The organism is Pseudactinotalea terrae (genome assembly GCF_009733845.1).
Classification (GTDB): Bacteria; Actinomycetota; Actinomycetes; order Actinomycetales; family Beutenbergiaceae; genus Pseudactinotalea; species Pseudactinotalea terrae.
This window is the reverse complement of the sequence record NZ_WNXZ01000001.1, coordinates 679,324-692,637: the sequence shown is the minus strand read 5'-3', so window position 1 is coordinate 692,637 and position 13,314 is coordinate 679,324. Positions and strand designations below refer to the sequence as shown.

The following is a 13,314-nucleotide window of genomic DNA, read 5'->3' as shown; positions in this document are numbered from 1 at the left end:
GAGTCTGCAACCCAGCTCATGTTCCTGATCCACCATAAGATCATCTTCATGACCCTCGTCGACGTGGCTGCCGCACGCACGATCGCCGCGATCGCCGAGTCCGGCACGTTCGAGGCTGCGGCCGGCCGGCTGCAGGTCACACCGTCGGCGGTGAGCCAGCGGGTGCGCGCCCTGGAGGCCGAGCTCGGGCGGCCGGTGCTGCACCGGACCCGGCCCGTGGAGCTGACCGCCGCCGGGCTCGCGGTGCTGCGGTTCGCGCGGCAGCTCGAGCAGCTCAGCGCGGACCTGCGAGCCGAGCTGGCGCCGGAGGCCATCGGGCCGGCGCCGCTGACGATCGTCGTCAACTCGGACTCGCTGCACACCTGGGCGCTGCCGCCTCTCGCCGGACTGGTGGACCTGGTCCACCTCGAGGTGCTGCGTGAGGACGAGGCGCACTCGCTCGCGCTCCTGCGGGAGGGCGCGGCCGCGGGAGCGGTGACGGCGGAGGCCGAACCGGTACCCGGATGCTCGGTGGAACGGCTGGGCGTGATGCGCTACCTCGCGGTCTGTGCGCCCGGGTACGCCCGGCGCTGGTTCGAGGGCGGGGTCGAGGCCACGTCCCTGTCGGTGGCGCCCACCGTCACGTACGACCGCAAGGACGGTCTGCAGCGGCGCTGTCTCACGCAGCTCACCCGCGCGCGCATCGATCCGCCGAGCCACTACATCCCGGCCTCGGCGGAGTACGCCGAAGCCATCAGGCTCGGCATGGGCTGGGGGATGATCCCCGAGATCGAGTGCCGCGAAGAGGTCCGCGTCGGTGAGCTGGTCCGCCTGGGTGAGCGCGCCGTCGTCGATGTCCCGCTCTACTGGCAGCAGTGGCGGCGTTCCTCCGCCCTGCTCCGGGAGGTCGGTGACACCCTTCGCGAGGCGGCACGCAGGGTGCTGCGGTAGGTCGTTGGTCTGACCCCGACCTGATCCCCCGGTGGGAGACCACGCCAGCAGCATCGCACCGCGGGCCGATGACAGAAGGACGGCCCGCGGCCAGCCTGGTGGGGTGAACGCCCCCACCCGGACCCGAGGCCCCCTGCTGAGCACCGCGATCGGTCTGGTGGTCATCGTCGCGGCCACTGTCGGCCTCGTGCTCTACGAGCGCTCGCCTGCGGCGCCGCAGCCGCCGACCGCCGCCAGCACCACGAGTTCCGATGGCGTGATCGATGCCGCTGACGGCGTCCTTCCCGAGGGCGTGGGGGTCACCGAGACCGCGTACCCGGGGGTCGCGAACCTGGAGACCGCGCTGCTGCACGCGCTCCAGGACGCCGCTGAGGCCGCGGGAGCGCGCGGCGTCACCCTCACCGTCACGAGCGGCTGGCGCTCACCGGAGTACCAGCAACAGCTGCTGGCCGACGCCGTGGCCACGTACGGCTCCGAGGAGGAAGCAGCCCGCTGGGTGGCCACGCCGGCGACATCGCCGCACGTGACGGGGAACGCCGTCGACATCGGCCCCTACGACGCGGTCGACTGGCTCTCCCGCTTCGGAGCCGAGTACGGGCTCTGCCAGATCTACGTCAACGAACCCTGGCACTTCGAGCTGCGGCCGGAGGCGGTCGGGAGCAGCTGCCCTCGGCCGTACCTCGACCCCACCGAGGACCCGCGGCTCCAGTGACGCTCAGCGGAACTCGGGCGGCGGCACGCGCGTCAGCCACGCGAGCTCGTTCTCCCGGACGAACCGCGAGAGCGTCTGCTCGCGACTGATCGGCCAGTGGTGGTGCGCCTCGACCAGCGCGAGGAACGTCGCGCCGATCTCCGCCGTGGGTGCGGCGAGAAGCTGGTCCGCGAGCTGCAGGTACCCGCTCGGAAGATCGGGCAGCCCGGCGAGCAGGTCGCTGAGGTACTTGTTGCCCGGGAAGAGCACGTGCGCACGGGCGAGCAGCGCCCTGCCGGCGGAGCTGGCCGTGTGGAGTGCGGCCCAGCGGAGCAGGTACTCGTCGCCGAGCTGCTCTCCCTGCTTGAGGAAGTAGCCGCCGTACAGCCGCATCTGGGCGATGAAGGAGGCCGACCGGTCCTCCCAGACAGCATCGGGCAGGACCGGGATCGCGGCCACGAGGTCGGCGACCTCCGGTTCCCTGCTCCATGCCACCCGGGCGCCGAGGAAGGACGCCCGCACGGGGTCGTCACCCTCGTCCGCGGCCCGACGCAAGTAGTCCAGCGTGGCGACCTTGATGTCGACGTATCCGCCGTCGTATGTCGAGACGGCGGTGTCGACATAGCTGAGCTGCTCGCGCTCGATCGCGCGAGCGAAGGCCGCCTCCGTCACGATCAGGTAGACGTCGACGTCGGAGTCCCGGCGCTCGGTGCCCCTCGCGAGCGAGCCCACGACGACGACGGCGATGCTCTCCTCGTCGGCGGCCACCGTGCGCACGTACGCGGCGAGGGTCTCCTCCTGGTGATGCATGGGCATAGCATGGCGCACCATGAGCCACTCGGTGCCGCAGCCGGCGCTGGAACGGCTGGTCCCGTTCGTCGGGCGTCCGGTGGTCGTCGGCGTGATCCCTGGCCAGGATCCGTTGGTTGTCCGCACGGCCGTGCTGCTCGCCGTCGCGACCGGCGCGGAGCTTCATCTCGGCTACGCGGACCCCTCGCGGTACGTGGTGGACGAGAGCGCCGACGGCAGCGTCCGCCATGCACCCCTCGACCCGGACTCCGACGACGAGACGTGGCGCGACGTCTCGGATGCGCTGACCCGATGGGCCGGCGAGCTCGTGGACGGCTCCGTGCCGTGGCGCCTCGTCTATCTCGCGGGTCGGCCGGACCGTGCCCTGACCCACCTTGCCCGCGCGGTCGACGCCGCCGCGATCGTCGTCGGCACGCGCGCACCAGGTGCCGGCGCGCGCCTGAAGGAGTTCGTCGAGGGATCGGTGGCCGCCCACCTGGCGCACCACCAGCACCGCCCGGTCCTGACCGTGCCGCTGAGCGTGGTGGACTGGAAGGACATCGGCGCTCCATGGGCTCGGTGAGCCACCGCCCCGGCCCAGCGGTCATGCTGCGGCACGCCGGGATGGTCGCGGTCGGCGGTGCACTCGGCAGCGCCGCCCGCGCGGCACTGGAGGCGGCCGCGCCCGCCGCGCCCGGTGCGCTGCCATGGACAACCTTGACGATCAACGTCGTCGGGTCGTTCGTGCTGGGTGCGCTGCTCGAGGTGCTCGCGCGCGGTGGCCCGGACGAAGGCCGCCGACGGGCGATCCGGCTGCTCTGCGGCACGGGCGTGCTCGGCGGGTTCACGACCTACAGCACGTTCATCCACGAGACCGCACAGCTGCTGACGGGGGGCGCGACGCTGCTCGGCCTGGGCTACGCGGTGGTCAGCGTCGTGATCGGGGTCGCGGCCGCGGTCGCCGGGATCCTGGCCTCCCGGTCGCTGGGCCGGCGCGGTTCACGATGATCCTCGTGGCGCTTGCCGGCGGGCTCGGGGCGGCGATGCGGTTCCTCGTCGACGGTGCCGTGCAACGCCGCACCCGCAGCGCCACTCCCCTGGGCACGCTCGTCGTCAACACGACCGCCTGCCTGCTGATCGGGATGCTGGCGGGCTGGGTCACCGGCCGGGCGGACAGCGCAGCCGTCGGCGTGATCGGTGTCGGCTTCCTCGGCGGGTACTCGACCTTCAGCACGGCGAGCGTCGAGGCGGCCCGGCTGCTGCTCGCAGGGCGGGTCGGACGGGCCGTGAGTCACGCCGTCGGGATGCTCCTGCTCGGCCTCGCCGCCGGCGGGATCGGCATGGTCCTCGGGAGCCGCCTCGGTACCGGGTGAGCGGATCGCTCACCACGGCCGACCGGCGCGGGAGTGGTCTCGTGGGGCGCCCCGCGTGCGCCGTCGACCCTTGTGACTGGTCGACCTGTTCCGGCTTCTGCCCGGACTCGCCGCCGCACCTCCTCTGCCAGAGGGAACCAGAGCATGCGGCTCAGACATCGTGTACAACGGGCGGCTTGTCATGTTTGTTCCCGCCCCCCATGACCTCGCAGGTCATCGACAAGCCCCGAGCGCCAGAGCCATGCTCGTCGAGGCGGGACCGTCCCCGCCCCAGCGGATCGGAGGACATCATGACCGAAGCCACCGACGTGCGGATGGACGAGTCCGTCGCACGCTACGTCGAGTTCTGGAACGCGACTCCCGACGCGCAGCGACGCAACGGCGCAGAGACGTTCGCCGCCGACGTCGTCTACGTCGCGCCGGCAGGAGTCCTGACAGGCGTCGACGCGCTGGCCGACTTCACGGAGCAGTTCACGAGCAACGTCGGCTCGTACACGTTCCGCACGAGCCGCGCGCCCGACCTGCACCACGACCGCGCTCGGGTCTCGTGGGAGCTGGTGGTGGGCGACGAACCGTTCGCGGAGGGAACGGACGTGCTCATCGTCGCTGGCGACGGCAGGATCGCATCGGTCACCACGTTCATCGACCGCGCTCCTGGGCACGTACCCGCTCACTGAGCCCGATCCTGCGCGGCATCGAGGTAGTCGCCGGAGCCGGCGCACGGCGGGCAGGCAAGGCTGTCCTGCGGTGCGCCGTCGACCTTGTTCTGTCATCGTCTGAGACATGGCACGAGTGCGCACCGCTCTCCAGGCGTATCCGCTGGTCTTCGCGACCGTGGCGGTCGCGGCACTCGGTCTCCTGCTGCTGGCCACCGGGGCGAGGAGCACGGCCCCGTGGATCGTCGGCGGGTACGCGCTCGCGATCGCCGCGTGGGAGGCGGTCGGCATGATCCGGCAGCTGCTCAACGGCCGTGCGGGCCTCGACATCCTCGCCGTCACCGCGATCACGGCGGCGGTCCTGGTCGGCGAGCCGTGGGCCGCGCTCGTGGTGGTCCTGATGCTCACCGGCGGCGCGGCGCTCGAGGACTACGCGGAGAACCGTTCCAAGCGTGAGCTCACGGCGCTGCTGCGGAAGGCACCGCAGCAGGCCACCCTGCTGCTCGGCAGCGCCGCGAGCGGTACCACCCTCGAAGCCGTGACCACCGAGGTGCCCGTCGATGCGGTCGAGGTGGGCGACCTGCTGCTCGTGCGACCCGGCGCACTCGTGCCTGTGGACGCGATCCTGGTGTCGGACCAGGCCGTGCTGGACGAGTCTTCGCTCACCGGTGAGAGCCTCCCGGTCGAACGCGTGGCGGGCGAGCGGGTGGCCAGCGGCGCTGTCAACGGTGCCACCGCCGTGACCATGCGTGCTGCTGCGCTCGCGTCGGACAGCGAGTACCAGCAGATCGTGCAGCTGGTCGAGCAGGCAGCCGGCAGCAAGGCGAAGGTCGTGCGGCTCGCCGACCGCTACGCGGTGCCGTTCACGCTGCTGTCGCTCACGATCGCCGGGATCGCATGGGCGGTCAGCGGCGATGCGGTCAGGTTCGCCGAGGTGCTGGTGGTCGCGACCCCGTGCCCGCTGCTGATCGCTGCACCGGTCGCCTTCCTCGGCGGTATGAGCCGAGCAGCGCGCTTCGGGCTGATCGTCAAGGGCGGGGGCACCCTGGAGCAGCTCTCGCGTGCACGCTCCGCTGCCTTCGACAAGACCGGCACGATCACGAGCGGGCGACCCGTGCTCGAACGGGTCGTGGCCGAGGGCGGCATCAGCGAGGACCGGGTGCTGCAGCTCGCTGCTTCCGCCGAGGTGTACTCCTCGCACGTGCTCGCCAGCTCGGTCGTCGCGGCGGCCAAGGAGCGCGGTTGCTCGCTGCTCGAGGCGATGCATGCCGAGGAGGTAGCCACCAACGGCGTCGCCGCTTCCCTGGCCGTCGGGACCGACGGTACGACGACGACGGTCCGGGTGGGCAAGCCGTCCTGGCTCCGCGAGTACGCACCCGCCCTGACTCCCGCGAGCCTCGAGCCTGGCGAGCTGGCGATCTACGTGGCCGTCGACGACCGCTTCGCCGGCGCTGTCGTGATGCGCGATCAGGTGCGTGCCGACGCTGCGCAGGCGCTTGCGGACCTGCGCGGGCTCGGGATCGAGCGCACCCTGATGGTCACCGGAGACGTGGAGGCCACGGCCAGTCCGATCGCGGCCCGCCTCGGCATCGGTGAGGTGCACGCCGAGTGCCGCCCCTCGGACAAGGTGCGCATCGTCAGCGAGGTCCAGCCGCGCCCGCTCATCATGGTCGGCGACGGCCTCAACGACGCCCCGGTGCTCGCCGCCGCCGATATCGGTTTCGCGATGGGTGCTCGGGGTGCCACCGCCGCGAGCGAGTCTGCCGACATCGTGAACCGCTACGACAGCCTGTCCTCCCTCCCCCGCGCTGTCCTCGTGGGGAAGGACACGGTGCGGATCGCGCTGCAGAGCATCTGGCTGGGCATCATCATCAGCGTCGGTCTGATGCTCGTCGCTGCCTTCGGCTTCCTGCCTGCCCTGGTGGGCGCCTGGTTGCAGGAGGTCGTCGACCTCGTCGCCATCCTCGGGGCGCTGCGCGCGGTCGGTCCGCGATCGGAACGCCGGCCCTGAGGGGCCCGAGCACAGCTCAGTCAGCTTCGCAGAGAACCCAACCGGTCATGGCGTCAGCAGAATGGGGAGATGACAGGCATGGACGTCGACCATCACGCCCGACAACTCCCACACGAGGTCCGCGCGGCGATCGAGGCCGACGTCGGCCGGGTGGAGGAGCTCTCCGTGCTGGGAGGGCTCTCGGGTCGAACGGTCGTCGCTGCCCGTGGCCCCCGCCGTACCCTCGTCGCGAAGGGTCCGGTCGCCGCCGGTGAGATCGCGGTGGCCACCACGCTGCACGCCGACCTCGATGCGCACGGCGTGCCGACGCTCGACGCCATCCTCGTCAGGCTGGACGACGAGAACCAGTGGCTGCTCTTCACCTACCTGCCGTCGGCGCTACCGCGAGAGAGATGGGGCGCCGATCCCAGCGTCATCGATGTGCTGCGGAGGTTGCACGGGTTCCCTCCTGGGCCGATTGCCCAGATCGTGGATCGTTATGTCCCGAGCTGGGACGAGACGCTCACTGCCGCTGCAGTGAAGAACCTCCACGCCTCGGCCTCGTTGGCGCACGCCCTGAGAGCCCTGTCCCACCGATGCCAGTACCTGTTCGATCCCGTGAACGTCGTCTCGGCCGATCCGAATCCGAAGAACTGGCGGATCGACTCCACAGGAGCGCCCGTACTCATCGACTGGGAGCGCGTGAGCCTCGCCCACCCCGCAATCGATCTCGGCATCCTCATGCCGGGGCTCGGCGACTCCGCTACCGCTCGCCAGATCGCCCGGACGTACGGAAGCGAGAAGATCAACGAGACCGACATCCTTCACGCGAAGGCCTGGTCGTTGGTCGAGCTCGCCGCGACGTCGCGGCCAGGAAGCGACGCCGCAGCCCTCCTCGCCAACGTCCGAGAAGACGTGATCGACATGCTTGCGTCCCTCGCAACCTAGCTCCACCGCCGGTTCCCGATCATGTGCGTGGTGTCGAGGCTGAGCTCCTGGGCTCGACGCTTGACGCGGTGCGTGGAGCCACGAGCCAAGCCCAATGCGTACGCCACCGAACGCCAGCTCGTTGACGCCTGCACCGCAGCGACGAGTTGCTCGTCGGTCCACGCCGCGCGCTGAGGCATGCGGTTGACAGTAGAGCTGAGCACCGACATCGTCGTCGGTACACACGACCCGCCCACGCATGAGCCGCGTCAAACGAGAGACACCCGAACCCACGCTTTCGTGGGTCCGGGTGTCCGCGATGTCCTGAGACATCACACGGTCGGGCTGACAGGATTTGAACCTGCGACCCCTTGACCCCCAGTCAAGTGCGCTACCAAGCTGCGCCACAGCCCGATGGTCCCGAAGGACCTGGACGAGCCTACCGCAGCGGTGCGGCTGCTCCGGCCATCAGGACGACGTGATCAGGATCACCAGCGAGGGGTGGGACGACCCCCTGCAGCCGTCCCACCCCTCGAGTCCCCCGCCCGTGTCTCGCCATCCCGGACGTGACACCCGTACGGCCCCCGCGCCGCCGGTCTCATCCCCCAACGAGCAGGTCGGGCCGCGCCTGATACATCGGGCACCGAAGCCTTCCGGCGGTGTATCAGGACACCGCATCGCCGCTCCTTCCGTTCGACCGACCACGAACCTCGGCGACCCCTAGGCTGTGCGCTCAGGGGCCCCGACCACCCGGAGAGCCATGTCTGACTTCTCGCCTCCCCTCCCCCGCCCGCGGCGCAACGCGACCCAGCGACTCCGCGTCCGGGTGCTCGACCCGGCCAACGCGGTGCGGCGCGGCAGCCGGCACCTGACACCCACCGCCTACGTGGGTGACTCGTTGCTGCTCACGGGCGAGGGTCCCGACGACGAAGCGGTCACCCAGATCCGGTCCCTCCTGGACGGCGAGCTCGACGTCGAGTGCTCCTGTCACCACGACCGCCGCTCCGCCAAGTCAGCAGCGACCACCGGCCCGCGCAGCACCCGCCTCACGCTGTCCCGATGCGGCGACCGGCTCGGGACCGGTGTCGACGCCTGGCAGGTCCTGCAGAGCGTGCTGACCAGCCATCCCGATCTCGAAGGACGCATCGGGCTCAACCACGTCATGACCGCGGCCGACCCCTACTGGGACCCGGTCCCGTACTGGGACCCGGTCCCGTACTGGGACCCGGTCCCCTACTGGGACCCGGTGCCTTTCGGCGGCCGCGGCGGCCAGGGTTTGGGTGAGTACGGTGCCGCGGGCATCGGGGGCCGCACCCCGGTGGTGTGGCAGGCACCCGACCCGCGTACGTACGCGCCGCAGCCGCGGCGCGCGCCCGTCGTCGCCATCGTGGACACCGGTCTCGGCATCCACCCCTGGTTCCCGGACGGCGATCCCGACGTCGAGCGGTGGGAACCCGTCGTCGAGGACCTCCTGGTCGATGGTCACGACACCGGTGTGATCGACCCGCTCACGGGTACGGTCGGACCGCTTGCCGGCCACGGGACGTTCATCGCCGGGGTCGTCCGACAACGCAGCGCACGCGCCCGCCTCCTCTCGATCCCGGTGCTCGGTGCTGACGGAGTGGTCGAGGAGTATCTGGTCCACACCGCGCTGCGCAGGCTGCTCAGCCGACAGCGCGCGGCGCTGGACGCGGGCAGTCTCGAGGAGCTGGTCGACGTCGTCTGCCTCTCGATGGGCTATCACCACGAGGAGGGCTCGGCCGAGGACATCGCCTCGACGTCCGCCCTCGCACACTTGCTGCGCGAGCTGTCCGACGTCGGCATCGCCGTCGTCGCAGCAGCGGGCAACAGCGCCGTCGCCGACCCGTTCTACCCCGCTGGTCTGGCGCTGCGCCGCGGGCAGAACGTGCCCACCGCCGGCACCCCGCCGCTCGTCAGCGTCGGCGCCCAGAACCCGAACAGCAGCACGGTCGCGCTGTTCACCAACGACGGCCCCTGGGTGACCACGCACCGGCCCGGCGCCGCGATCGTCAGCACCGTCCCCACCGCGTTGCAGGGCGGTCTGTCACCCACCGTCGTCGTCGGTCAACGCAGCACGGTCGACCGCGACGACTTCAGCTCCGGCTTCGCCATCTGGAGCGGTACCTCCTTCGCAGCCCCGGCCCTCGCCGCCGAGATCGCGACGGCGCTCACCACCGATGAGGAGTGGCTCGACGGCGGGACCGGCACCGAGCCGACCCGGCGGGCGCTCGCCGCTGTCCTCGACCGACCGACCGAGGTCTCGTCATGAGCGCGCACGCGAAACCGAACTCCCTGGCTGTCCGCGCCGGTCGAGCCTTCGCCGCCTACCGGGCCGGCGAGAGCCACCGGATGGCCGAGGTGGTCGAGCTGCTCAACCCGGTGCTGTGGCGCACCGCGCGCAGCCAGGGCACCGACCCCGAGACAGCTGCGGACGTGGTCCAGGTCGCGTGGCTGCGGCTGGTGGAGCACGCCGACCGGGTCGCCGACCCGCAGGCACTGCTGAAGTGGCTGATCGTCACCGTGAAACGGGAGGCGTGGCGCCGCACCGGCCGCGATCGCCGCGAGATCCCCACCGAGCTCGACGACGACGCACCAGCGATCGACCTGTCGCCCGATGCCCTGGCCGAGCTCGACGAGGACCAGCGCGTGCTGTGGTCCCACGTGTCGGACCTGTCCGAACGCTGCCGCACCCTGCTGCAGGTGATCGCGTTCGCCGACCGACCCGACTACGCCTCGATCAGCGCGGCACTCGGCATGCCCGTGGGCAGCATCGGCCCCACCCGGGGTCGCTGCCTCGACGCGCTGCGACGGGCGCTGCTATCCGACACCTCCTGGGGGACACCGACATGACCGACCCGAGCTTCGAGCAGCCGCTCGACGAGCTGGACATCGCGCTCCTCGATGAGCTGCGAGCCACGCTCGAGGCAGCCGACCCCATGCCCGCCGACCTCGACGAGCGCGTCCAGCTCGCCCTCACCGTCCAGGCGCTGCACGCCGAGCTCGCCGAGCTGCAGCGGATGCCGGTCGACCTCGCCGGCGTGCGCAGCCACGACTACACCCGTGTGGACACGGTGACCTTCACCAGCGAGTCCATGTCTGCGGTCGTGACCATCAGCAGGGTGGACAACGACACCGTGCGGATCGACGGCTGGCTCGACGGCGACCTCGCCGAGGTCGAGCTGCGGGAGCGGCAGCGGACCTCGACCGCACCGGTCGACGCCGAGGGTCGCTTCGCCTTCGCCGACGTCGAACGGGGCTTGGTCCAGTTCGTGTTCAGGTTCGCCGACGGCGACACCAGCCCGGTGATCACACCCTCCATGGAGGTGTGACCCTCTCGGGTCGCGACGAGTCGCTAGGGTGGCGGCAACCCTCAACGAACCGAGAGCGTGATGGTCGCCGAACCCGTCCCGGTGGCCGAGCTCATCGAGCGTGCCCGTGCGGCCAACTCGGTGGGGCGGCCGTCAGCCGCGGAGCAGCTGCTGCGCCGCGCCATCCGCGCGTTGTCGCGTCCTGGTGCCGAGCTCGAGGACCAGCTGCTGCGGGGCTCGGCCACCATCACCCTCGCCTCACCGGTGTTCGAGCGGCACGGGCTCGAGCCGGCCCTGGCGCTTCTCGACGAGGCGGACTCGCTCGTGCCCGGGCACGACGGCGACGGTGTTCGCGCCCTTGGCCTGGTCCAGCGGGCCGGTCTGCTGGCCAGATGCGGGCAGTGGCGGGTGGCGGTGGAGCTGCTCTCCCGGATCGACCCCGAGAACGGCTGGCTGACCGCGCGTCAGCTCGCCTCGGTCCACCTCAACAGGGCCACCGCTCGCCAGTACCTCGGCGAGCACGACCGTTGCGTGACCGACCTCCAGACCGCGCTCCACCTCGCCGACACGGCCCACGCACCTGACCTCGTGTTCAAGGCGCGGCACAACCTCGGCTACACGCACTTCCTCGTCGGTGACGTGCCGGGCGCGCTGCGTGCGATGGGCGAGGCCGACCGGATGGATGTCCGGGTCGCGCGGGCCACCGCGAAGCGCGACTACGCCCGAGTGCTCCTGCACTCGGGTCTCACCGACGAGGCCTCCGAGCTCCTGCACGACGCCGTGACGATCGCGACCGAGCACCGCCTCCCCCACGAGGTCGGCGAGGCCCTCGTGGACACCGCACGCCTCGAGCTGCTGCGGGGCCGACCGGAGCGGGCCAGTGCCGCGGCATCGCAGGCTGCCCGGTTGTTCCGCCGTCGCGGCGCCGACGGCTGGTGGGTGCAGGCCGAGATCCTGCGCGCCGAGGCCGTGCTGGCCGCGGGTGCGCGGCCGCGCGCGGCCGCCACGCTAGCGCGCCGCCTGGAGCAGCTCCCCGCTCAGTCCAGGGCGGTCCGCCGCGACGCGTTGCTCGCTGCGACCCATGCCAGGCTCGCTGCCGGGGACACCGCCGGCGCCGGGGCGCTGCTCAGCCACGTGCGAGGGCACGCCGTCGCGCCGAGCGGCCGGCTGCAGCTGGACTGGCTGGCCGCACAGCTGGCCCTCGCCGCAGGCCGCCCCGACCAGGCACGCCGACGCCTGCGCGAGGCCGCACGACGCGTCGCCGAGCAGCAGGCCCGACCCGCCTCGATCGACACCCGCACGGCGTTCGCGCTCCACGCGCAACGGCTCGTCACCCTCGACGTCGGAACAGCGGTCAAGACCGGCTCACCCGCGCAGGTGCTCGCCGCGACCGAGCGGTGGCGCGCCGCCACCAGCCGCCTGCCGAGCCTGGTCCCCCACCAGGACAGCACCCTCGACGAGCTGTTCACCCAGCTGCGCGTCATCCGCTCCCAGCTCGCCGGCAGCGCAGACGACGGCGGCACCGACCCCCTCACCCGCCGGGCCCACGACCTCGAGGTCGCGATCAGGCAGCGAGAGTGGGAGCTCGCCGACGACGACCAGGGCGCACGCCCGCTCAGCCCCGTCCGCGCCTCGGCGGTGAGCGCGCTCGCCGCCGCGACCGACACCGACGTCCTGGCCCTGTTCGCGGCAGGCGGGCGTCTCGGCGCCGTGACCATCGATGCCCGCGGCATGCAGCTCCACGACCTCGGGGACGCCGAGCACGTGGCCGAGCAGAACCGGCTGCTGCTCGCCGATGTCGCGATGGCCGGCCGCCGGCTCCCGGGCGCGCTGGCGACCGTCGTGCGGCGGTCGTTGAGCAGCCGGGTCGACGCCGTCGCTCGCCTGCTGCCGGTGCCGATGACCCGGTCCCGGCTGCTGGTGGTCAGCACCAAGGTGCTCAGATCGTTGCCCTGGCGGCTGCTCCCGAACCTGGCAGAGCGCCCGGTCGTCGTCGCCTCCTCGCTGACGGGCTGGGTCACCGGTGAGCAGCCCCCGGCCACAACCGGGCACGTGGCCGCCCTCGCCGGGCCGCACCTGACCCGCGCCGACGACGAGGCCAAGAAGGTCGCCGACGCCTGGGCAGGCCGGGGCGTCGCCATGCTGACCGCCACCGGGTCCGACCTCGCCGAGGCGCTCGCCACCTCCGACGTCGTGCACATCGCCGCGCACGGGCACCACCACGAGCAGAACGCGCTGTTCTCGTCGGTGACGATGCACGACGGGCCGCTGTTCGCGTACGAGCTCCAACGCCGTGGTGTGCGCGCAGCGCACGTGGTGCTGTCGGCGTGCGACACGGGCCGCGCGATGATCCGGCCCGGCGACGAGTCGATCGGGCTCACGGCCACCCTGCTGGCATGCGGGGCACGGAGCGTGGTCGCCGCGGTCGCACCGGTCGACGACGACGTCGCCGCCCAGCTGATGACGGCCTACCACCGCCACCTGGCTGCCGGTATCAGCTCCTCGGCAGCGTTGCACCGAGCGACCGGCGAGATCGACCACGCCGGCGCGGCACACCTGTTCTGCACCTACGGGTCCGACTGGGTGCTCGCCGACCCAACGTCCTCGATGCCTGGTCGCTGACGCCGAC

The 13,314-nt window shown here is 71.8% G+C and carries 14 protein-coding genes and 1 tRNA gene; 12 read left to right on the top strand and 3 right to left on the bottom strand.

The features are described from left to right. Positions 1-48: 48 nt before the first annotated feature. On the top strand, positions 49-930 hold the full coding sequence (locus GPA03_RS03135; RefSeq protein ID WP_156250520.1) for an ArgP/LysG family DNA-binding transcriptional regulator: 882 nt from the start codon (positions 49-51) through the stop codon (positions 928-930). A gap of 103 nt (positions 931-1,033) precedes the next feature. Beyond that, positions 1,034-1,642: a M15 family metallopeptidase gene (locus GPA03_RS03130; protein ID WP_206673437.1), complete on the top strand. Its 609-nt coding sequence runs from the start codon at positions 1,034-1,036 to the stop codon at positions 1,640-1,642. 3 nt (positions 1,643-1,645) lie between these two features. Here the strand turns inward: GPA03_RS03130 and GPA03_RS03125 are convergent, their stop codons facing one another. Beyond that, positions 1,646-2,431, bottom strand: a complete 786-nt coding sequence (locus tag GPA03_RS03125; protein WP_162458238.1) for a nucleotidyltransferase domain-containing protein — start codon at positions 2,429-2,431, stop codon at positions 1,646-1,648. Positions 2,432-2,450: 19 nt separating this feature from the next. Here GPA03_RS03125 and GPA03_RS03120 point away from each other — a divergent pair, with 19 nt between their 5' ends. The 6 genes from GPA03_RS03120 (at position 2,451) to GPA03_RS03095 (ending at position 7,377) form a co-directional block, all read left to right on the top strand. Further along, complete coding sequence (locus tag GPA03_RS03120; protein WP_156250518.1) at positions 2,451-2,993, top strand: universal stress protein; 543 nt, start codon at positions 2,451-2,453, stop codon at positions 2,991-2,993. Continuing rightward, positions 2,981-3,418 (top strand): fluoride efflux transporter FluC, encoded by a 438-nt coding sequence (locus GPA03_RS03115; RefSeq protein WP_156250517.1) that lies wholly within the window; start codon positions 2,981-2,983, stop codon positions 3,416-3,418. Before GPA03_RS03120 ends, GPA03_RS03115 begins: the two co-directional genes overlap by 13 nt. Next, the gene (locus GPA03_RS03110) at positions 3,415-3,783 is read left to right on the top strand and encodes a fluoride efflux transporter FluC (RefSeq protein WP_156250516.1); all 369 of its coding nucleotides are present in this window, start codon (positions 3,415-3,417) and stop codon (positions 3,781-3,783) included. The genes GPA03_RS03115 and GPA03_RS03110 overlap by 4 nt, the downstream gene beginning before the upstream one ends. 290 nt (positions 3,784-4,073) lie before the next feature. Continuing rightward, positions 4,074-4,460, top strand: coding sequence for a nuclear transport factor 2 family protein (locus tag GPA03_RS03105; RefSeq protein ID WP_156250515.1), 387 nt, complete (start codon positions 4,074-4,076; stop codon positions 4,458-4,460). A gap of 106 nt (positions 4,461-4,566) precedes the next feature. Beyond that, a complete protein-coding gene (locus GPA03_RS03100) occupies positions 4,567-6,450 on the top strand; it encodes a heavy metal translocating P-type ATPase (protein ID WP_156250514.1) in 1,884 nt (627 codons plus the stop codon). A 69-nt stretch (positions 6,451-6,519) separates the two neighbouring features. After that, on the top strand, positions 6,520-7,377 hold the full coding sequence (locus GPA03_RS03095) for a phosphotransferase family protein (protein ID WP_156250513.1): 858 nt from the start codon (positions 6,520-6,522) through the stop codon (positions 7,375-7,377). Here GPA03_RS03095 and GPA03_RS03090 read toward each other — a convergent pair. Together GPA03_RS03090 and GPA03_RS03085 are read right to left on the bottom strand one after the other, a co-directional pair. Further along, entirely contained in the window at positions 7,374-7,556 is a 183-nt protein-coding gene (locus tag GPA03_RS03090; RefSeq protein ID WP_156250512.1) for a hypothetical protein, read from the bottom strand. The genes GPA03_RS03095 and GPA03_RS03090 overlap by 4 nt on opposite strands. 140 nt (positions 7,557-7,696) lie before the next feature. Beyond that, a tRNA-Pro gene (locus tag GPA03_RS03085) sits at positions 7,697-7,770 on the bottom strand. Between the two features lie 346 nt (positions 7,771-8,116). Between GPA03_RS03085 and GPA03_RS03080 the strand changes: the two genes are divergently transcribed. From GPA03_RS03080 to GPA03_RS03065, 4 genes are read left to right on the top strand one after another with little or no spacing between them, the layout of a single operon-like run. Then, complete coding sequence (locus GPA03_RS03080) at positions 8,117-9,646, top strand: S8/S53 family peptidase (protein WP_156250511.1); 1,530 nt, start codon at positions 8,117-8,119, stop codon at positions 9,644-9,646. Continuing rightward, on the top strand, positions 9,643-10,227 hold the full coding sequence (locus GPA03_RS03075) for an RNA polymerase sigma factor (protein ID WP_156250510.1): 585 nt from the start codon (positions 9,643-9,645) through the stop codon (positions 10,225-10,227). The genes GPA03_RS03080 and GPA03_RS03075 overlap by 4 nt, the downstream gene beginning before the upstream one ends. Continuing rightward, entirely contained in the window at positions 10,224-10,706 is a 483-nt protein-coding gene (locus GPA03_RS03070) for a carboxypeptidase regulatory-like domain-containing protein (RefSeq protein WP_156250509.1), read from the top strand. The genes GPA03_RS03075 and GPA03_RS03070 overlap by 4 nt, the downstream gene beginning before the upstream one ends. 60 nt (positions 10,707-10,766) lie before the next feature. Next, positions 10,767-13,307 carry a CHAT domain-containing protein gene (locus GPA03_RS03065; RefSeq protein WP_156250508.1) on the top strand — a complete coding sequence of 847 codons (2,541 nt, stop codon included), beginning with the start codon at positions 10,767-10,769 and terminating at the stop codon, positions 13,305-13,307. Positions 13,308-13,314 lie beyond the last annotated feature (7 nt).

Excerpts from the sequence above, each read along its gene's own strand:
- GPA03_RS03135 (WP_156250520.1), top strand. The coding sequence starts at position 49 with ATGACCCTCGTCGACGTGGCTGCCGCACGCACGATCGCCGCGATCGCC.
- GPA03_RS03125 (WP_162458238.1), bottom strand. The coding sequence starts at position 2,431 with ATGCATCACCAGGAGGAGACCCTCGCCGCGTACGTGCGCACGGTGGCC.
- GPA03_RS03120 (WP_156250518.1), top strand. The coding sequence starts at position 2,451 with ATGAGCCACTCGGTGCCGCAGCCGGCGCTGGAACGGCTGGTCCCGTTC.
- GPA03_RS03115 (WP_156250517.1), top strand. The coding sequence starts at position 2,981 with ATGGGCTCGGTGAGCCACCGCCCCGGCCCAGCGGTCATGCTGCGGCAC.
- GPA03_RS03110 (WP_156250516.1), top strand. The coding sequence starts at position 3,415 with ATGATCCTCGTGGCGCTTGCCGGCGGGCTCGGGGCGGCGATGCGGTTC.
- GPA03_RS03105 (WP_156250515.1), top strand. The coding sequence starts at position 4,074 with ATGACCGAAGCCACCGACGTGCGGATGGACGAGTCCGTCGCACGCTAC.
- GPA03_RS03100 (WP_156250514.1), top strand. The coding sequence starts at position 4,567 with ATGGCACGAGTGCGCACCGCTCTCCAGGCGTATCCGCTGGTCTTCGCG.
- GPA03_RS03095 (WP_156250513.1), top strand. The coding sequence starts at position 6,520 with ATGACAGGCATGGACGTCGACCATCACGCCCGACAACTCCCACACGAG.
- GPA03_RS03090 (WP_156250512.1), bottom strand. The coding sequence starts at position 7,556 with ATGCCTCAGCGCGCGGCGTGGACCGACGAGCAACTCGTCGCTGCGGTG.
- GPA03_RS03080 (WP_156250511.1), top strand. The coding sequence starts at position 8,117 with ATGTCTGACTTCTCGCCTCCCCTCCCCCGCCCGCGGCGCAACGCGACC.
- GPA03_RS03075 (WP_156250510.1), top strand. The coding sequence starts at position 9,643 with ATGAGCGCGCACGCGAAACCGAACTCCCTGGCTGTCCGCGCCGGTCGA.
- GPA03_RS03070 (WP_156250509.1), top strand. The coding sequence starts at position 10,224 with ATGACCGACCCGAGCTTCGAGCAGCCGCTCGACGAGCTGGACATCGCG.
- GPA03_RS03065 (WP_156250508.1), top strand. The coding sequence starts at position 10,767 with ATGGTCGCCGAACCCGTCCCGGTGGCCGAGCTCATCGAGCGTGCCCGT.